General features: G+C 37.6%; 16 protein-coding genes and 1 riboswitch. Of the genes, 11 read left to right on the top strand and 5 right to left on the bottom strand.

All coding sequences use genetic code 11. From position 1 onward, the window contains the following. Positions 1–100: 100 nt before the first annotated feature. From icd to yddG, 6 genes are all read left to right on the top strand, one after another. Entirely contained in the window at positions 101–1,354 is a 1,254-nt protein-coding gene (gene icd, locus EAE89_RS06200; RefSeq protein WP_214085554.1) for an NADP-dependent isocitrate dehydrogenase, read from the top strand. A 130-nt stretch (positions 1,355–1,484) separates the two neighbouring features. After that, positions 1,485–1,850: a hypothetical protein gene (locus EAE89_RS06195; RefSeq protein WP_149616777.1), complete on the top strand. Its 366-nt coding sequence runs from the start codon at positions 1,485–1,487 to the stop codon at positions 1,848–1,850. A 2,517-nt stretch (positions 1,851–4,367) separates the two neighbouring features. Further along, entirely contained in the window at positions 4,368–5,831 is a 1,464-nt protein-coding gene (locus EAE89_RS06190) for an alanine/glycine:cation symporter family protein (protein WP_054478257.1), read from the top strand. 251 nt (positions 5,832–6,082) lie between these two features. Beyond that, a complete protein-coding gene (locus tag EAE89_RS06185) occupies positions 6,083–6,910 on the top strand; it encodes an N-acetylmuramoyl-L-alanine amidase (RefSeq protein ID WP_054478262.1) in 828 nt (275 codons plus the stop codon). Between the two features lie 1,177 nt (positions 6,911–8,087). Further along, positions 8,088–8,588, top strand: coding sequence for a DUF2165 family protein (locus EAE89_RS06180; RefSeq protein WP_054478264.1), 501 nt, complete (start codon positions 8,088–8,090; stop codon positions 8,586–8,588). 29 nt (positions 8,589–8,617) lie between these two features. After that, complete coding sequence (gene yddG, locus EAE89_RS06175; RefSeq protein WP_054478265.1) at positions 8,618–9,517, top strand: aromatic amino acid DMT transporter YddG; 900 nt, start codon at positions 8,618–8,620, stop codon at positions 9,515–9,517. A 345-nt stretch (positions 9,518–9,862) separates the two neighbouring features. Here yddG and yidA read toward each other — a convergent pair whose 3' ends face one another. Then, positions 9,863–10,669: a sugar-phosphatase gene (gene yidA, locus EAE89_RS06170; RefSeq protein WP_214085553.1), complete on the bottom strand. Its 807-nt coding sequence runs from the start codon at positions 10,667–10,669 to the stop codon at positions 9,863–9,865. An 86-nt stretch (positions 10,670–10,755) separates the two neighbouring features. After that, positions 10,756–11,139: a helix-turn-helix domain-containing protein gene (locus EAE89_RS06165; protein WP_054478268.1), complete on the bottom strand. Its 384-nt coding sequence runs from the start codon at positions 11,137–11,139 to the stop codon at positions 10,756–10,758. A 287-nt stretch (positions 11,140–11,426) separates the two neighbouring features. Between EAE89_RS06165 and mgrB the strand changes: the two genes are divergently transcribed. Together mgrB and EAE89_RS06155 are read left to right on the top strand one after the other, a co-directional pair. Then, positions 11,427–11,597 carry a PhoP/PhoQ regulatory lipoprotein MgrB gene (gene mgrB, locus EAE89_RS24155; RefSeq protein ID WP_015833892.1) on the top strand — a complete coding sequence of 57 codons (171 nt, stop codon included), beginning with the start codon at positions 11,427–11,429 and terminating at the stop codon, positions 11,595–11,597. Between the two features lie 544 nt (positions 11,598–12,141). Beyond that, a complete protein-coding gene (locus tag EAE89_RS06155; RefSeq protein WP_054478273.1) occupies positions 12,142–13,521 on the top strand; it encodes an amino acid permease in 1,380 nt (459 codons plus the stop codon). Positions 13,522–13,582: 61 nt separating this feature from the next. Here EAE89_RS06155 and pagP read toward each other — a convergent pair whose 3' ends face one another. Further along, complete coding sequence (gene pagP / locus EAE89_RS06150; protein WP_188093354.1) at positions 13,583–14,206, bottom strand: lipid IV(A) palmitoyltransferase PagP; 624 nt, start codon at positions 14,204–14,206, stop codon at positions 13,583–13,585. Positions 14,207–14,818: 612 nt separating this feature from the next. On the opposite strand from pagP, the gene cspE reads away from it, so the two are divergent. Together cspE and thiD are read left to right on the top strand one after the other, a co-directional pair. Then, positions 14,819–15,028, top strand: a complete 210-nt coding sequence (gene cspE / locus EAE89_RS06145; RefSeq protein ID WP_015833897.1) for a transcription antiterminator/RNA stability regulator CspE — start codon at positions 14,819–14,821, stop codon at positions 15,026–15,028. Positions 15,029–15,143: 115 nt separating this feature from the next. Beyond that, positions 15,144–15,236, top strand: a riboswitch (TPP riboswitch). Positions 15,237–15,281: 45 nt separating this feature from the next. Beyond that, entirely contained in the window at positions 15,282–16,079 is a 798-nt protein-coding gene (gene thiD, locus EAE89_RS06140) for a bifunctional hydroxymethylpyrimidine kinase/phosphomethylpyrimidine kinase (RefSeq protein ID WP_054478275.1), read from the top strand. 117 nt (positions 16,080–16,196) lie between these two features. Here the strand turns inward: thiD and fbaB are convergent, their stop codons facing one another. After that, a complete protein-coding gene (fbaB, locus tag EAE89_RS06135) occupies positions 16,197–17,246 on the bottom strand; it encodes a class I fructose-bisphosphate aldolase (RefSeq protein WP_054478277.1) in 1,050 nt (349 codons plus the stop codon). Positions 17,247–18,129: 883 nt separating this feature from the next. On the opposite strand from fbaB, the gene EAE89_RS06130 reads away from it, so the two are divergent. Then, positions 18,130–19,221, top strand: a complete 1,092-nt coding sequence (locus tag EAE89_RS06130; RefSeq protein WP_214085552.1) for a beta family protein — start codon at positions 18,130–18,132, stop codon at positions 19,219–19,221. A gap of 34 nt (positions 19,222–19,255) precedes the next feature. Here EAE89_RS06130 and EAE89_RS06125 read toward each other — a convergent pair whose 3' ends face one another. Next, positions 19,256–20,083 (bottom strand): sce7726 family protein, encoded by an 828-nt coding sequence (locus EAE89_RS06125; protein WP_214085551.1) that lies wholly within the window; start codon positions 20,081–20,083, stop codon positions 19,256–19,258. Between the last annotated feature and the right edge of the window lie 689 nt (positions 20,084–20,772).

Genomic DNA, 20,772 nt, shown 5'->3' with positions numbered 1-20,772 from the left:
AGTCTGCTATTGATTGGCGTTTGCAGAATATTCAAGTAGTATTGACACGTCCCTTACAAAAAATTAACAAGGTATTACGCTTACTTGAAAGGAGAGGTTAATGGAAAGCAAAGTAGTTATTCCGGCGGAAGGTAAAAAAATAACAGTCGACGCTAAAGGTAAACTGGTTGTTCCGAATAACCCAATCATTCCTTATATCGAAGGGGATGGGATTGGTGTTGATGTTACCCCTGCAATGCTGAAAGTTGTCGATGCAGCGGTTCAGAAAGCCTATCAGGGTGAGCGTAAAATTTCTTGGATGGAAATCTACACAGGTGAAAAATCTACTCATGTGTACGGCAAAGATGTTTGGTTACCGGATGAAACTCTGGATCTGATCCGTGAATACCGCGTTGCCATCAAAGGCCCTCTGACGACGCCGGTTGGTGGTGGTATCCGCTCCTTGAATGTGGCATTGCGTCAACAATTAGATCTGTATGTTTGTCTTCGCCCGGTTCGTTACTACCAGGGAACGCCAAGTCCGGTTAAACAACCTGAGTTGACGGATATGGTGATCTTCCGTGAAAACGCTGAAGATATTTACGCAGGTATCGAATGGAAAGCGGGTTCTGCCGAAGCGGATAAAGTAATTAAATTCCTTCAAGATGAAATGGGGGTGAGTAAAATCCGCTTCCCACAACAGTGTGGTATTGGTGTGAAACCATGCTCTGAAGAAGGTACTAAACGTTTGGTTCGTGCTGCTATTGAATACGCGATTGATAATGACCGTGAATCTGTGACTCTGGTTCATAAAGGCAACATTATGAAATTCACCGAAGGCGCTTTTAAAGACTGGGGTTATCAGTTAGCTCGTGAAGAGTTCGGTGGTGAATTGCTTGATGGCGGCCCTTGGGTGAAAATTAGCAACCCGAAAAATGGTAAAGAGATCATTGTCAAAGATGTGATCGCAGATGCTTTCCTGCAACAGATTCTGCTGCGCCCTGCTGAATATGACGTTATCGCTTGTATGAACCTAAATGGTGACTATATTTCTGATGCGCTGGCTGCTCAGGTAGGTGGTATTGGTATCGCTCCGGGCGCAAACATTGGTGATGAATGCGCTTTGTTTGAAGCCACTCATGGTACTGCGCCTAAATATGCTGGTCAGGATAAAGTGAACCCAGGTTCAGTTATTCTTTCCGCTGAAATGATGTTACGCCATATGGGTTGGATAGAAGCCGCTGATCTGATTGTTAAAGGTATGGAAGGCGCGATTGCTGCGAAGACCGTGACTTATGATTTTGAGCGCCTGATGGAAGGGGCTAAACTGTTGAAATGTAGCGAATTTGGTGACGCTATTATCCAGCATATGTAATCTGAAATCGTCAGACACCTCCACGGTAGTTAATCCTTCTGTGGAGGATGAATGTTTCAAATTTTGCAACTCACATATGGCGGGGTGTATACTAAGGTTAATATTTGTTCTGTCCAATATGGAGGGTAAGATGAGTGATTCAAATGATAAAAAAATAGAATTTAGTACAAGTGATGTTCTGAACGCTCTTTTGCATCGTGGGCAGAATATGCAACATCTTGCGACTCAGGAAAGTGTTGATAATTTGCGCCGTGAGAGTGAGTTTTCCTTTGCGTCACTGAGATCTGATATTGACCAGCGGTTCGAGTCTGTTAACAAACAATTTGAGATTATTAACCGACGATTCGAATCTATTGATAAACGATTCGAGTCTGTTGATAAACGTTTTGACAAACTTGAAGGTAAATTTGACCGTCTTCAATGGTCTATTGTTGCTGCGGCGTTAGCGCTGCTTTTCAAAGAGTATATTTTTAAGGCGGCAACTTTGATCCAGTAACTTGCAAAATTTCGTAAGTTGCGGTTAGTCATTTTCTCACCTATTGTTTTTTTCTCTTCTTTATAACCTTTGTTACGGTATGTTCCAGTTTATGCTGGAACGGTACTGTCGCTGTGTGTATGACGTCATATGGACTGGAAAAAACTGCTGACCTAAATTTCATAGATGCCTCGTTTACTGATTAACGGGCTGTCTAGAGCAATCTTGGTGGTAGAACTCTATTTACTTTAATAGTTTTTTGTGAATTATTTCCAATTGGGTATAGTCATTTTTATTTCAGATTTTCCGATGAGCAATAGACGGGGATCAGAGGTTATAACTAAATAATTAATTTAATGGCTTGTAAAAATCTTTTTTGTGAGCGTGACTAGGTCAAAACCGCTAACGGGAGTGTGTTCTCCCGCTGTTTTTATAACTGTAAATATAATACTTATTGTATAATATTTGAAATTTTATTATTTGGTCATATTTTCCTTATTAAGGATTTTTTCATATTCCTCCCAAACGACAGATAATGGTGAACTTAAACAGCAAATGGATATTGAACCTCCCGATGGAGGGTGATATTCATATTTAGATCTCCCACGATAGACTCTTATAGGTAAATTGTTATCAGTGGGATTCTTCCTTTTTCTTCTTAACATCATTCATAACCTCAACGTATATTGTTTAAATTATGTATTCAGAATAAAAGTGAGATATTTAAGCAATATTAACTTCATAGACATATTTTTTTTGTAAAAGATAACAAATGAAAATATTAGCAGTAGATAATAAAAGATCCAGTCTTATGTTGCATATAAGAGAAGTTTTTTCATATTTTTTCATAAAAATAATTTCAATTGTAAATTATTTTTATTGAAATTAATTTATTTTGTTACAAAATGGTGAATGAGATATTGATTGTAGTTATGTATAATTGAGTTAAGTGTGTGTTTTCATAGGTTAAGAAGCCTGCAATTAATTGTGTAAATATTAGTTTGGGAAAATTTTGATGTTTAAAGGTAAAGCAATTGTTGCAGCAGATGGCAGCTATGATTTTGATGAGGTTATCTTGGTATGGTGAGCTGTTGAACTTCGTGCCTGTATTTATAAAGTACAATTATACCCGTTATCTTTCAAGTTGCCTCTTTGTTGGCTGCACTCACTCACCCCGGTTACAGAGTTCTCTATGCCCCCGGGGATTCGCTCCCTTGCCGTCGCGATGCATCTCGAAATCCGTTGGGTATATGTTAGTGACTCAGCTTTGGGAAAGCTCTAGGTAATGATATTATCGTAATGGTTTTAGTTTGTAATATATCTGGTTTCATTCGACTTCTGTTGTTCATTAGACGAATTCTTGACAAACTTGATAAAGTATTCAGTCTATCTGGTAGGAAATCAAATTTTTACTTATACCCTTCATCTTTCAAGCTGCTGTTTTGTTGGCTGCGTTCACTTGCCGCCGCGATGCAATTTGAAATCTATTGGGTATATACAACCGGAAAATTGTCAGATAAATGTTATTTATTTCTAAGGGCCAGCTAGAAAACAGCGAGTATTCTTTATAAGAAAGATCTTGTTATGTCAATTCTATTGTAATTTGACTTTAATATGTTAGTGGGAATATTGGATAATAATCTTACAGGAAATACCATAGGGGAGATATTGGATATATTTAGAGGTGCTCAGAAAATAGCAAAACAAGCGAGTGTGTATTAATTATAGTCAGATAAAGAGGCGTATTCATTGTGCATTTTTTAATATTAACATTTACTTAACACAAATATTTTAAAAAAAGATAATTTATCCTTGTGCTTTTTAGGTCGATGGATGAAAGATTGATACACATTTACCCTTTTATTAGTTTTTTGAATGTTATGTTATTCATGAGATGATATTTCCTGCGTTAACATTATGGCATTGACATTTCGTTGTAATCTGATAGGGAGTGATGAGTTATATTTTTGATTTTTTAGTGTCTTATATGATGAATCTCATTATGTGAAATTTTTTATAATTAATTACGATTTTTTTCTTAAAGCTGATAATCTGCTCACAAAATTAATCACTATATCTTATTTCTGAATTTTTTTTCTTGATATTGATTGCTTGTTGATTTAATTAAAAGCGATTCATTGGTACAACTCCTTGTTATTGTATGGAGCGAGCAATCAGTTTCATATATGTAGCTTATTGACAACCATCGACAAGAGGCATCACTAATGACTAATGAATGTATAGACGTTACTGACGGACAATAGTGGATTGAATAACGTAATCTATTAACTGGCGGCTAAGAGCAGTACATCAAACATTCATTTAATCTGATGGATAATGTAAAAAGGTCAGTAAACATTACACATCAATTTCAAACTTGTGTTACACTCATAGCGTTTTTCTGACCAGTATCTCTGTGTTCTTTTCACACAGCATTGTGTTACTTGTTAATTATAAAGGCATATTAAGCGCAATGAATTCTGTCGGATACGATTTTATGGTCAGACTGGGTTTGCTAATTATAAGGGGAAAAATATCTTGACGGAACTGATTAACTTTTTTAACAACATCCTTTGGGGCTCCGTGTTGATTTATCTTCTTCTTGGGGCTGGTGCTTACTTCACTATACGTTCAGGCTTTATACAGATCCGCCATTTTGGGCATATGTTTTCAGTATTGAAAAATAGTAAAAAATCTGACAGTGCAGGTATTTCGTCATTTCAGGCTCTATGTACCAGTTTAGCTGCACGAGTGGGTACCGGTAACCTTACTGGTGTGGCGATCGCTTTAACAGCTGGTGGGCCTGGCGCCATTTTTTGGATGTGGGTTGTTGCTCTGATTGGGATGGCGACCTCTTTTATCGAGAGCACACTTGCTCAGCTGTACAAGACAAAAGACGATAAGGGGAATTACCGCGGTGGCCCAGCCTATTATATGGAAAAAGGGCTTGGGGTACGCTGGTTGGGCATTCTGTTCTCCATATTTCTTATTATTGCTTTTGGTCTGGTATTTAATGCTGTTCAGGCAAACTCAATTGTTCAGGCTGCGGTTTTTGCCTTTGATTTTAGCCCATTATATGTCGGTATTGGACTGGTTATCTTGAGCGGGATCATTATTTTTGGTGGTTTGCGTTCGATTGCCAGAGTTGCGGAGTTGGTTGTCCCTTTTATGGCGACGGCTTATCTGATCTTGGCGTTTTGGGTCGTCGGTCATAACTTTGAACGCATGCCAGAAGTTTTTGCATTGATCTTCAAATGTGCGTTTGGCTTACAGGAAGCTGTTGCAGGAACCGTTGGTTATGGTGTTGCGCAGGCGATGACGCAGGGTGTTCAACGTGGGTTGTTTTCAAATGAAGCCGGAATGGGGTCAGCGCCTAATGCGGCAGCATCAGCTTCTCCGTATCCTCCTCATCCAGCATCCCAAGGGTATGTACAAATGCTGGGCGTTTTTATGGATACTATCGTTATCTGTAGTGCTACCGCTGTCATCATCCTTTCATCGGGTGTGCTGGATGGCAATATTTCAGGAATAAGTGGAATAGAGCTGACTCAGCGGGCATTATCTTCAGCAGTAGGCGATTGGGGGTCTGAATTTATCGCTTTAGCTATCTTCTTTTTCGCTTTCACATCAATCATTGCGAATTATGCTTATGCGGAAAGTAATATTGTCTTCCTTGAACGTAATCACACAGCGGGCTTGATAATCCTCCGTTTAGCGGCATTAGGTATGGTAATGTTTGGTGCGTTGGCTGAAGTGCCTTTGGTTTGGAAAATGGCTGATTTATCTATGGCATTGATGGCAATTACTAATCTGACCGCTATTTTGCTGCTTTCCGGTGTCGCATTTAAACTTGCAAGAGACTATAACCAGCAGAGACGTGCTGGGAAGTTACCGATGTTCGATATCAATCAGTATCCTGAAATTCAGCAAAAGGTTGAAGTTGGTATTTGGGAAGAAACTGCAAATCGTGCCCGTTTGGCTCAAATGGCTGACCATAAGTGAAAGACCAGAACAAAAGGTAGTTAATGGTATTTAATGATGTAGAAGCGATTACCTTTCGCGTTTAACTTTTCATTTGTGTGCCTTATTCCCATTTGCCTATGGGAATAAGGCATTTTCCTTAATGTGCCACATCAAGAACAAAATCCATTGTTTATAAAAAAAACATATAAAACATAAATTTTATTTTGTATTAATTTGATTTCTTTGTGTTATTATCTTGTTTTCAATTAAGTAGGTGGAACAGGGAAATTATGAAGAAGCTCATATTAGTTGGCTTATTTATGTTATTAGCCGGGTGTTCTAGCCAGCGTCATCTGGAAGATAGGGGAACTTATAAAGTTGATAGTTCTTTTCCTTCACAAAGTCAGAATGACAGAGTAATGTTTTTAGTGTTTCACTATACTGCCGTCAATGATGAAGATTCTTTACGTATATTAACTCAGGGTGGAGTTAGTGCTCATTATTTGATTCCGTCATTACCGGATTATGTGAAAGGGAAACCCGTCATTTTGCAGCTGGTTCCTGAAGATAAAAGGGCATGGCATGCGGGTGTGAGTGAATGGAATGGCCGAAAGGGTTTGAATGACACCTCTATTGGGATTGAAATTGTCAATAAAGGATTCACGGAAAGATTGCTTGAGAAGGAATGGTATCCATTCAATGAGCAACAGCTCGATCTATTAATGCGTTTGGCAAAGGATATTATCCAGCGTTATGACATTGAACCGAAAAATGTCATCGGTCACAGTGATATTGCTCCGCTGAGAAAGTATGATCCAGGTAAACTTTTCCCTTGGAAGAGGTTGGCCGAACAAGGTATTGGTGCATGGCCTGATGATACAACCGTTGAAAAATACATGGCCGGTAGAAAATGGAATGCAAAAGCTTCTGTTGAGTTAATACAGAAGACATTAGAAAAATATGGCTATACCATTCCACAAACGGGTGTACTTGATGAAGATACCCGTAAAACAATCAGTGCATTCCAGATGCATTTTAGGCCAGATGACATCAGTGGTAATCCTGATGCGCAAACTGAGTCAATAGCTTTGGCGTTGGTTGAGAAGTATAAAAGATAGTTTTTGATATCAGAGTAAGATCATGTCACAGAAGTAACTTTATAAAAGTGGCTTTTGTGGCATGGTTTTTCTGATAATCAGTATTATAAATTTTCATGGCTTATTCTTCGAACTCATCTTCACTTTGTTTCAATCTATTATCACTGTTTACCCCAACAATTCTTAATCGAGAATTATCAGCTCCCGCTGTATTAAATCCAGATCTCTTTCGTTATTTTTAATAGTTAATTATTTCAACAAGGGTGAAAATAAGCAGTTATAAAAATAGGATATTGTTAAATGGTCAGATATTCAGTAGTAATAAGATGATAAGCTTTCTTTATCTAAGTAATAGTCGCTTATTTTATAACGACTATTACCAATAGGTAAAATTAAATAAAATTCATGATATATGGGATCAAGATTACCTTTTATCACTGTTTTTTCTTGCAGGGAGAGTAAACGCAAGAATGATTCCGACAAGGCTGATAAGTGGTGAATACATGATTATTCTGTCAGAAAGATAGTTTGGTAAGACACTGCATAGATAAATAAAAATAGATATTGGCCAGCCATATAACCCCGTACTATTAAACCTGAAAGCTGTTTTTATGATCAAATAATAAACAGTGGCAAAGGAGCACATTGCCCATAAGCCAATAGAAATCATGTACAACCATACTGATAATTCATATTGCATATAGGAGGCATAATTGTTTTCTGCCAGATAACCAGAGAAAAAAATCAGCGCTCCGAGAATAACCGCCGCTGTGATAAAGCTGATAATATAATCCATTCTACTCAGTTTTTGCCTGAAATAGTTTTTTATTGCATCAAACAGAGAATCATCCATAAAGAATAGTCAGGTAAATAAATATTAAATAGATAATAACTGATTTGATGATGGTATGAACAGAAAAATATAAATCCCAAATTGGATAGAAATATCCTAAAGATAATCATACGATTGAATATGTGATAATAAGGTGATGATTGTTAAATTATATGATATATCCGTTATCTTTCAAGTTGCCTCTTTGTTGGCTACACTCGTTCACCACGGTCACATAGTTCGCTATGCTCCCGGGGATTCGCTCCCTTGCCGTCGCGATGCATCTTGAAATCCATAGGGCATAGTTTGTAAACTTTATGATCTTAGTAGTGCTTAAGTTATTCTTATTTTTTGAGGATTCAGCAAATGATTATTCGCTTATCTAAAGTTCTGACTGTCTGTGCAATTGCCTTGTTTGCTACATTGGTCGCTTTTGGCAACATTACGGATTATGGTACTAATTTCGCATTTGTACAGCATGTATTCATGATGGATACTGTTTTCCCTGATACTGCCATTACTTATCGAGCAATCAATTCACCTGTATTACATCATATTGGTTATATTGGAATTATTTTTTTAGAAACGCTTACCGCAGTGCTGTGTTGGATCGGTGGTATTCTCTTACTGGCGAATTTAAAATCTAATGCTGCTGTTTTTAATAAGAAGAAAGCTATTGCGATAGCTGGCCTGACTTTGGGTTTTCTGACCTGGCAGGTGGCATTTATGTCAATTGGAGGTGAATGGTTTGGAATGTGGATGTCTAAACAATGGAATGGTGTATCCAGTGCTTTCCGGTTCTTTGTCACTATCATTCTGGTATTGATTTATTTGGTTCAACGTGACAGAGAATTAGGTGAAGAATAACTGCCTATTGAGATAGATTAAGTGTGAGGATGAGTGTGAAGACAGGGATTGAACAATACAAAGCTACGGTATATGGCGTACTGGCGATTGTGCTGTGGAGCACAATCGTTGGTTTGATAAGAAATGTTAGTGAAAGTTTTGGGCCTGTAGGCGGTGCCGCTCTTATTTATACTGTTGGTTCAATCTTTTTGATTCTGCTAATAGGCTTGCCAAAAATCAGCACCTTTCCTAAAGCCTATTTATGGTTTGGAAGTCTGCTGTTTGTCAGCTATGAAATTTGTTTATCACTCGCATTAGGTTTTGCTGATAATCGTGTCCAGGCAATTGAATTAGGTATGGTTAACTACCTGTGGCCAGGTTTGACTGTCTTATTGTCAGTCATTGTTAATAAGCAGAAAGTGAACTGGTGGTTATATCCCGGCTTATTGTTGTCTGTTCTAGGGATTGGTTGGGTGATGAGTGGTGACAATGGTTGGTCATTTAGTCAAATGATGGAGAATATACAGAGCAATCCATTAAGTTATGGATTGGCTTTTGCTGGGGCAATTATTTGGGCGATGTATTGTAACATTACAAAAATAATGTCAGCGGGTAAAAATGGCATGTCATTGTTTTTTATCCTAACGGCTTTAGCGCTATGGGTTCAATACTTTTTCACCTCTCCCCCTGAAATGGTGATAACTCTTCGTAGTGTCAGTATCTTATTGTTTGCTGGAATTGTTATTGGTGTGGCGAATGCTGCCTGGACAGTGGCAATCATAAGGGGGCATGTTGCATTATTGGCTACGTTATCTTATTTTACGCCAATTATATCTACTGCTTTTTCATCGTTGTTACTTAGCATTACACTCTCTTTTTCATTTTGGCAAGGTGTGCTGATGGTCACAATAGGGTCAATTGCCTGCTGGTTAGCGACCAGAAAGAGGTAATACTTGCTATATCCTTCATCTTTCAAGTTGCTGCTTTGTTGGCTGCGTTCACTTACCTCAGTCACATCGTTATCTATGCTCCTGGGGATGTGTTCACTTGCCGCCGCGCTGCAAATTGAAATCTATTGGGTATAGTTGCAATATTATGTTGTTTGCAAGAAGAAGTATTAGAGGCGGTAATGAGGTAGGGAATTCTTGATGAAGCCCCTACCTCATATATTTCTGAAAATCTAATCTGCTTATTATTCAGTCAGAGAATGCATTCAGACTTCGGGATCTTATTGCTTTGCCCAATAAACAGAGTAAAAATGAAACAAGCATGGTAACAAATTAAAATAAACCACTTTATAGGAACTTATTTATAGCTATTGCTACTCCATCTTGTTCATTTGTTGCGGTAATAAATTGAGCGATATCTTTAACACTTTGTTCGGCATTCCCCATTGCAACACCAATACCGGCGAATTCGATCATAGCCAAGTCATTATTGTGATCACCGATACACATAATTTTATCTCTGGTGATACTCAGATGATCAGCGATGGCTTTGATAGCAGTGCCTTTGTTGACTTCTTTACTGAGAATTTCTAGAAAATAGGGACTGCTCTGCATCAACGTATAGTGTTCATAAGCGTCTACTGGAATGAAATTGATCGCATCACTGAGGATATTTGGATGATCTATCATCATTAATTTAGTGAAACGCATCTCGTTGTCCATTTCATTAATAGGACAATAAATTAGAGGCGTGTCGGTGAGGAACGCTTCTCTGACGGTATATGGACTGATATCACGGTTGGCAGTATATATTTTATTAAATTCTAAAGCATGAAGATGAACGCCAATTTCACGGGAGAGTGATTCAAAAAACAGATAGTCTTCAAAATCCAATAAATTTTCTAGCAAATGTTCACCATCATTTGCCTGATGGACAACACTACCATTGTTACTGATGCAGTAACTGCTAGTTTCGTTCAGCGCTAATTCCTGTAAGTATCGCTGGATGCCAGTAAAAGGCCGACCAGAAGCCAGAACAATATGAATTCCTTGTTTTCTGGCATAATGAATAGCTTGCTTGACTGGGGGAGTGATCTGATGACTTTCGTTCAGTAAAGTGCCATCAAGATCAATGGCGATCAATTTTATTGACATTTTTCTCTCCTGAAAGCCTGATTAGGTACTGTTGCTTTGTTGTGTAATTGCCCGCTTAAAAGGCGTTTCCTTTCCTGATGATAGTGTCATGAACAGCTATTGGCAAAATGAAGAGGTAGTTTTACCTCAAGCTCAATATCTGGGTTCTGCCGGAAATCATAAGGTGTTATGCCATATTCTTTGCGGAACATGTAAGTAAAATGAGACTGTGAACCAAAGCCAAAATCCAGGGCGATATCGAAAATAGACAAAGAGCTGTTTCTTAGAAGGTGAACAGCACCCGCCAGACGTCGTTGGCGGATATATTTGCCAAGAGAAATTCCAGTAATTTCCTTGAATATTTTCTGCATATGCCAAAGCGAATAGCCAGAGTAAGCTGCCAGTTCCTCCAGATGGATTACCCGGCCAAGGTGATTCTCAATCCATTTGCTGAGAGCGTATACAAGTGCTAAGTGATTATCCTGTGGCATTAACAATTTCGTTCTGGTTGAAAGTGAAAAGAAGTATACACAACTTTTTTTAAATATGACAAAGCGTTGGCATCGTGGTTGAGATTGTAACTAAATGTGACAATTGATTTTTTTGTTTTAGTGAATAGAATCCCTAATTCAGTACTTGTTTAATTCGTTTCGGCGCATTTACTGACAGAGGGTACGGTATCAGTGTGATTTCTCCACAACAGAAGCACCGGATGGATATTTTTCTTATTTTCATTACTGTAAAATATAATTTCTTGAATTTATTCTTTATGTATTGAGTGCTGACTAAGCTTAAGGAAATAGAATTGGACATAAAAAAAACCATTGCAATCTTAGTATTACTTGGAATATGTCTGTTCTTGTACCTGTTGGCTTTGGATCGTTACTGTGATCAGGGTGAAAAGTTTGATTCAGGTATCTGTTTTGTGACCCGATATCTTCCTTTCTGATTAGTTGTTGATACTCATCAGTCATTCTCCCTTGCTGTATCTGTGCTAACATATATGTTCAGTATCCACCTTTTAAGGCTAGTATTTTATCTGCTTTGAGCAAAGCAGATATACCCAATAGATTTCAAGATGTATCGCGACGGCAAGGGAGCGAATCCCGGGAGCATATACCCAATAGATTTCAAGTTGCAGCGCGGCGGCAAGTGAATGCATCCCTAGGAGCATAGATAACTATGTGACTGGGGTAAGTGAACGCAGCCAACAAAGCAGCAGCTTGAAAGATGAAGGGTATAGATAACTCTGTGACCGGGGTGAGTGAGTGCAGCCAACAAAGAGGCAACTTGAAAGATAACAGGTATATACCCAATAGATTTCAAGATGCATCGCGACGGCAAGGGAGCGAATCCCCGGGAGCATAGATAACTCTGTGACCGGGGTGAGTGAGTGCAGCCAACAAAGAGGCAACTTGAAAGATAACAGGTATAAATGGGAATCGGTTGTTTCCCCACTCATAACAAAATAAAAGTTGCAGCAAGAGGACAAGATGGCAGGACAATCGCAGCAATCAACACTTAAACGCGGTTTAAAAAACCGACATATTCAGCTTATTGCCTTAGGGGGAGCTGTCGGGACTGGGTTGTTTCTCGGTATTGCACAAACCATAAAAATGGCAGGTCCCTCCGTACTTTTAGGATACTCGGTTGCAGGTTTTATCGCATTTTTGATTATGCGTCAGCTGGGAGAGATGGTTGTTGAAGAACCAGTAGCTGGATCGTTTAGTCATTTTGCATATAAATATTGGGGAGAGTTTCCCGGTTTCTTATCGGGATGGAATTACTGGGTAATGTTTACTCTGGTCGGAATGGCAGAATTAACGGCTGTGGGAATGTATATTCATTACTGGTGGCCTGATATTCCGACCTGGGTATCTGCGATGGTATTCTTTGTTTTAATCAATAGCGTAAATTTAATTAATGTTCGATTATATGGTGAAACAGAATTTTGGTTTGCAATTATTAAAGTTGCTGCAATTATCTGTATGATTATTTTTGGCGCTTATCTATTAGTCAGTGGTAATGGAGGTCCACAGGCCAGTATCACTAATCTTTGGCAATATGGTGGTTTTATGCCTAATGGGGCTTCTGGTCTTATTATGGCAATGGCTGTGCTTATGTTCTCTTTTGGTGGACTGGAATTGGTTGGTGTTACAGCTGCTGAAGCAGAGAACCCACGAATCAGCATTCCTAAAGCAACTAACCAGGTGGTATATAGGATACTGATTTTCTATATCGGTTCTCTGACTGTTCTACTGTCGCTTTATCCGTGGAACTATGTTGTTGAAGGTGAAAGTCCATTTGTGATGATTTTTCATAATCTGGATAGTTTCTGGGTGGCGAATATTCTGAATATTGTTGTTCTGACTGCTGCATTGTCTGTTTATAACAGCGGCGTATATTGTAACAGCCGTATGCTGTATGGTTTAGCAAAGCAAGGTAATGCCCCTAAGATTTTAACGAAAATTAATAGGAATGGAGTTCCGATCAGGGCTATCGTGATATCTGCGTTAGTAACCTCAATTGGTGTATTAATTAACTATGTGATGCCAGGTAAAGCCCTTGAATTGCTAATGGCATTGGTGGTAACAACGCTGGTTATTAACTGGGTCATGATTTGTATGGCTCATTTAAAATTTCGGGCACAGAAAGTTAAAGAGGGTGTAGAACCATCGTTTAAAGCATTCTGGTATCCATTCAGTAATTATTTGTGTTTAGTTTTCCTTGCCTTTATTCTTGTCATTATTTTGATGACAGAAAGTATCCGTATTTCAGTCATTCTGATGCCATTCTGGATTAGTGTTTTATGGATTGGATTCCTGATATCTCGTTCCCATCGGGATAGATTGAAAACAATGAACCAAGGATAATGTAATACCCGGATTGTCACTATCAAACACCAGACTGATATAATAGTCTGGTGTTTTGACGTTACCATTGCCAGCGTAACCAGGCGAAGAATACGTTGCCATTATTATATGTGCCCGGAATGTATGTTCCCTGAAATGATAGTCGATCATATTCGACAGAGAACAGGGGTAATGGGAGTGGAATAGGGACATAGTAATAATCGTGACGAGCTGTAACACTCAGAGTAAAACCAACACCCAGTCGGAACCCATCTAAATCACCCGGTATCCACATTTTCTGAAATCCATAGCCAATAATGGGCTCCAGGCGGTTATGAGAATCCATAAAAGCCATTGCGTAGAGGGAATGCCAATCATTGTCTCTGTCATAGCGGTATTTACCATAACCGAAACCCCAGGGGCGTTCATTATATTTATCGGTCTTCTCTTTATCGTAGGTATATCTGTTATGCCAGGTAATTACTGGAAGATAAAATTCATTGTTGGGCGCATCCCAGGTGAGGGCAACATTATTGTTGAATGTTGCCCACAAGCTATCTGGGTGATTGCTATAACCAGTTGATGTGTTGGCTGTAGTCATCGTTGATGATTTACTGGCGGTATCTGCTGTAGTTGCAAGCACTGTCCCGGATGAGCCTAAAAGGGTTACTGATAGGGTATAAGCTGTGGTCAAATCAAACTTCATTATTTATTGCTCCAATCCCCCCGACGACATAAATTGGGGATTCCTTCGAGTTATATAAAATATGACAAACATCTAAATTCAGGAATTCTACTCTTGCTATTCTTAATAAAAGTTAAACGAAAAATAAATATTAAGATGTTCTATGTATTAAATGGCTATATTTGATACTCATATTTTAGCCGATGGATATTGGAGATGTGTTGATTTTTTTTCACTCAAAAGGGGGAGGTTAGCGTAGATAGACATAGCATAGAGATAAAAATTCTCATAATAAGATCGGCAAAATAAATTAAAATTATTTATGTTATCTGCGGTTTTGTTGAGTGGATAAACTGTAATCTAATTAGGATAACCTTGGATTTTCAAATTTTTGCAGTTATGTTAAACAATAATTGTTGTTAAGAATTTTAAATATGTGCGTTAGCTCCATAGCTGATAAAAAATGGCTTGCCATCATATTAAGAATATGTGATAAATCGTTCGGGTAAACGAGGTACGGTTCTGTTATATAGTTCTGTTATATGGTTCTGTTAATAACAGTAACTCGCTCTGGTTTTTATGTTGCGCCAAAATGGCGAATTAGAATTAAGTGATCCAAAGGAAATTCTTAAAATGGCAAAAATCACTGGTACTGTAAAGTGGTTCAACGAATCTAAAGGTTTTGGTTTTATTACTCCAGCTGATGGTAGCAAAGATGTGTTTGTACATTTTAGCGCTATTCAGAGCGATGGTTTTAAGACCCTGGCGGAAGGTCAAAAGGTTGAGTTTGAAATTCAAGATGGCCAGAAAGGTCCTTCTGCGGCAAATGTCACCACAGCATAACTTCTTTTCGTCGATCGTTTTTGATTGACAGAGTAAATTTTGTTGTTTGATTTATTGTTTATTGGCAACAATGACATACTGATATCACCCTGTTAGTTATCTGATAGGGTGTTTTTGTTTTGACTCGTGGCGCTTTTAACTGAGCTGAGATGAACCCGTAACACCTGATCTGGATAATGCCAGTGTAGGGAAGTCATGGTGCCTTCTTCCTGATACCTGCTTTATCTTTTGCTGGTTGGAAGGAGTAATTATATTGAGAATCAATACGCTGACAATTGCTGGCACTGATCCTAGTTGTGGTGCTGGTATTCAGGCTGATCTGAAAACTTTCTCCGCACTTGGGGCCTATGGCACAACAGTAATGACAGCTCTTGTTGCACAAAATACTTGTGGCGTGCAGTCTGTCTACAACATAGATCCCGCTTTCGTTGCTGCACAACTGGAATCTGTGCTGTCAGATATCAGAATCGATAGCGCCAAAATAGGCATGTTATCTAATGCGGCTAATGTTGCAGTGGTTGCAGATGCAATAAGTCGTTACTCAATCCCTTATATTGTACTGGATACGGTAATGGTTGCGAAAAGTGGAGATCCGCTTCTGGCACCGGAGGCGGTTTCTTCTGTTGTTGAGCAATTATTACCGAAGGTTTCGTTGATTACGCCAAACTTGCCAGAGGCTGCAACTATGCTGAAATGTTCAGTTGCAAAAACTGAAACAGAGATGCAAAAGCAAGGGCGTGCATTGTTATCGTTGGGATGTGAAGCGGTTCTACTTAAAGGCGGTCACCTTATAGACTGTGAAAGTCCTGACTGGTTATTTACGGGTAATGGAGAATGGCGTTTCACTGCTCCTAGAATCAACACACGTCACACTCATGGTACAGGGTGTACTCTCTCCGCTGCATTAGCTGCTTTGCGCCCACGTTATTCAGACTGGCAGACGACGCTTCCTGTAGCGAAATCTTATCTCCAGGCTGCGTTAGAGCGTGCAGATTCCCTTGAAGTAGGAAAGGGAATTGGGCCGGTACATCATTTTCATCAGTGGTGGTGAGAGTAGCTGCTGAATGATGGTTTGGTAAGAAGGTGATAACGAGTAAGACGTCTGGCTTAGAATTTATAGCACCTTGATCATCTTGTTCATTATCACCATCATCGACGACAAGCTGTATTAAGCTATTGTGACTTGATTATCCAGATAAACATCTTGGACGGCATTAATCAGTTCAATGCCATCTTTCATAGATTTTTTGAAAGCCTTACGACCGAGGATTAATCCCATACCGCCCGCGCGTTTGTTGATTACTGCGGTACGAACTGAATCACTTAGATCATTATCACCAGATGCTCCACCTGAATTAATAAGGCCAGCACGACCCATGTAGCAGTTAGCTATCTGATAGCGGACCAGATCGATTGGATGATCGGTAGTCAAATTGGCATAAACACGTTTATCTGTATGACCAAAACCAATAGCAGTATATCCCCCGTTATTTTCAGCCATCTTCTGTTTAACGATATCAGCGCCGATAGTCGCTGCCAGGTGGTTAGCTTGGCCGGTTAAATCTGCACTAGCGTGATAATCTACCCCTTCTTTTTTGAAAGCAGAATTACGCAGGTAGGCCCACAGGACGGTTACCATTCCTAGTTCATGTGCCCGTTCAAAAGCTGCTGAAATTTCCTCAATTTGACGTCGTGATTCGACAGAGCCAAAGTAAATCGTTGCACCAACAGCTACGGCACCCATCTCAAACGCCTGTTCAACACTGGCATATAAAGTCTGATCATATTGAGCAGGATAACTCAATGTTTCATTGTGGTTCAGTTTAACCAAAAACGGGATCTTATGGGCATAACGGCGGGAAACTGAGGATAACACTCCATAAGTAGAGGCCACACAGTTACAACCTGCTTCAATAGCCAATTCAACAATATTCTTCGGATCAAAATAGAGTGGATTAGCGGCAAAAGAAGCGGCAGCAGAATGTTCTACGCCTTGATCCACGGGTAAAATAGATAAATAGCCAGTGCCTGCGAGACGACCATGATTCAACAGTGTTTGCATGGAACGCAAAACCGTATTTGGCCGGTTATTGTCGATCATTACTCGGTCAACAAAATCGGAGCCTGGCAGATAAAGATTTTCACTCGGAATGGTACTACAACGATGTTGCAATAAACTGTCTGCATCTTTGCCTAACAACTTAGCGATATCAGTCATGATTTACTCCAGCTCTTGAAAGATGTTATTGATTGTCATTTATCCTTTTGAAAATAACAAGTTGTATTCAAGGAGAAGGGGGAGTGGATCGCTTCAGGTGGGGGGTTGTGGTGAAATATATTACCTAAAAAGGTAAGAGAGATATTACTATGTTTTCAATCGATATTTAGCGGTTGAAACCTAAAGTATTCACGCATTGGATTATTTGCTTTTGAAAATTTATATGATATTAATTTATCTATTAATGGGTTTTTAAATTTATCATGATTAATTCAACTATGTGATTACTTTTGTATTAGGTGAAAATTACTATGTTTGTGATTCTTATCGCAAGAAATAATTTATAGATATAAAAACATAGTAAATTTGGAAAAATAATGCGATAAAAGATAGGAGGTTTTTTCCTTTAAGTTAATTCTTTTTTATTGATTTTTTTTCGAGATGATAACAATGTATATACCCTATGGATTTCAAGATGCATCGCGGCGGCAAGGGAGCGAATCCCCGGGAGCATAGAGAACTATGTGATCGGGTGTGAGAGAGTGCAGCCAACAAAGAAGCAACTTGAAAGATGACGGGTATATTCTATGAGATTGAGATGTTTAGTGTGGTTAATACAATGGCAATCATTAGGTATGACTACACTTAAGATATTTTCTGCCTGATAAATTGCATAAAGGTGCAATAATTTGGTTTTTCTCATGTATTATTAATTGATTGAAATTTAATATGATATTTCATGAATTATAAAAGGAAGGAATTATTTTGCACAGATTAATTATTTATTAGCTTAATCTTATTAAATAAACACCTCAGTTTTCTTGAGGATAATGTGATTTGGTGATTTTTAATATCAATATTCGATATCCAAAAGGAGTCTAACATGAAAAAATTTTCGGACTATAGGTATTTTCCATCTATAAGAACCAGACAGTCTGAGTTAGAGGGTGTTAGTAATATCGGTGAGTCAACAAAAAGTAAGTTTTTACCGGTTGTGTCTCTGACAAAGCTTAAAGGTAGACAGGATGCTGATTCAGCTATTGATAAATGGTTTGATTCTTTTAATAATGAATCAATTATAGAAATATCAAATGATCCAGTTTTGAAATGTATCGATTCAGATTCATTGTATTTATCTGATAAACATTGTAGTAATTGGATTGATTTTTTAAAAAATCAGAAAGGAAAATATAATAAAATTATTCCCGCAGCGATTTTCCATAAGGATTTGGGGCAACGGGATTATGTCAAGCAGCTTGAGAAGTTAGAATCTTATTTTGGTAGGTTTGTAGTTAAAATTAATCCGTTAAAGTCGCATGAGTTACTGGCTGCGACAATGGCAGCATCAGTAGTTGATGATATAAGTAATGTATTATTTATATTGGATGTTGGGCAAATAGATAGCTCTCGTCAAGATCTATGTTTAGATGCAACTATTAGAGGAATTAATATGCTTAGGAATATTGATCCTAGAATAGAAATCGTTAGTTCTGGTACCAGTTTTCCACGTACATTTGCTGAATATGGTAAAGAAAGTGGAGCTATTAGCATGTTGGAGTGGCAAAACTATCTTGCAGTAGGCGGTGAAAAAATTGCTTTATATGGTGATGCAGCAAGTATTCATGGAGAATTTTATCCAGGAAGTTATGCGAAGTTCGTTGCGCGAATAGATTATCCTACACCAGGAGTTTGGCGTTTTGAGCGTCGATCTGGTAGTGATCAGAGAGATGAACTATATCAATTAGCAGCAAAAGATATTGTTACAGATGAGGGATGGGATGATTCATTGGAGGTTTGGGGTACAGAAATTATTAAATCTGTTAGTGAAGGTAATGTGAATCGCTTTAAGTCGCCATCTAAATGGATTTCGGTACGAGTAAATTTACATATAGAAAGAATGATTAGGTTTATAGAAAATGGTGTATTGTCTCATATCAATGATGATGATACTGATGAATATAATTCTGTTGAATAGTAATATATTGCTATGATTTTTTGCAATTGCCTCTTTAAGAGGCAATTTTCTTTCTTGGAATAATATAGATAGGAGTATGAGATTTAATACCTATAAGTGATAAATTTTTCGATATATCTATAGCATGGGAATTTATGGGTTTTTGATAAACTGAAATATCAATATGTTTAAGTTCTTCATCTTTGTTAACTTTATTAAGATTCCTTTTGATTTTATTATTGCTCAATAATGAAATATTTTCAGCAGAAGTTGAACTAGAATTCTTATTGTTTATGAAATTTTCAAAAGAAATTTTATATTTTATCTTTAAATAATTTATTGTGAAATTTCTTTTCTTCTCAATTGAGATGTTTTTTGTTAAATTATATATATTCTCTCTCATCTCAGAGGGATGACATGTATAACCATTTTTTCTGACAAATTTGACGATTTCTTTTTTTTCGACAAAGGAAAAAATAAACCTATCTTCAGAAATTTTGCATGTACGTCCGCGTCTCTTTTTTATAAAAGTGTTAGTTACTCCACTATTGTTTTTCTTGATTTCTAATATTTCAATATCCATGGGTAGAATTGATAAGGCTTTTTCAGTAAACTTTGGTGCACAAACTAATGTCACTTTATCAAAGTAGAGTCTGTATGTGGATATTTGTCCTTCAAGTCTGGCTAGACTGTCAGAGTCGCTTTTAATTTCATATGCATGGAGTTTACCATTTGCAACCGCGAGATCAACGCGTCTACTGAAGTTTGCAATAGGGAGTTCATTGATTAATACTGCATTATCATTTATTTCGTCTCGTTTTATTAACCAATCAATAAGAGCAGCCTTTATACTATCTTCTTTTTTTATAGATAAACTTGCCATTTTATAGTCCAATGATATTGTAATAAGCTCTATTGATTATATGCGATTTATAATGAAATGCAATATATATTGATTTTATTTTAATGAATTCTGTAGGGTTAGTTGTTATTTTTTTAATATTGATATAAATATATCTGATATTTTTTCTTATATAAATCAAGTTTCTGTTTTATTAATCTATCTATTATTTGGTGTCATTATATATGATAAATAATCGTCTGGGATATCAATGCTTTTAATGCTATATGATTCTGTAGGAGACAGTTTATATAGTTATTTGTTCTTTTTTAAAAATAGCCATAATGGCAAATAGTTATTGTTCTAAATTTTTAACTGTAATCTGTATTTTTCAATAAATTAATTGATTGATAAATGCATAAATGTAGTTTGATTTTGTCACAGATAGAAAATTTCTCGCCATTTTTTTATTGCAAATGTTGATATTAGATTTTATTTTTTTGCCAAAAATAATTTCCTTGTCACATTGCTTCCTTGTTGGCTATTTTGCAAATAGCATTCCATAAAATCATGTCCTGCGGTACTACTCATTGGTGTTTTATTAATTGATTATAACCATTTTTCCCTGTTCAAATTATGGATATATAAGACAGTAAAAATTCTGTGTCAAACTAATCGGGATAGGGTAATGATAGTCAGCTAGCTAATTCATGGACTCTCGTTGTCTGTAA

The sequence above is a fragment of the Photorhabdus heterorhabditis genome, from assembly GCF_018448905.1.
In the GTDB taxonomy this organism is placed as follows: Bacteria; Pseudomonadota; Gammaproteobacteria; order Enterobacterales; family Enterobacteriaceae; genus Photorhabdus; species Photorhabdus heterorhabditis.
The sequence above is the reverse complement of the archived record's forward strand: the minus strand, read 5'-3'. Positions and strand labels throughout refer to the sequence as shown.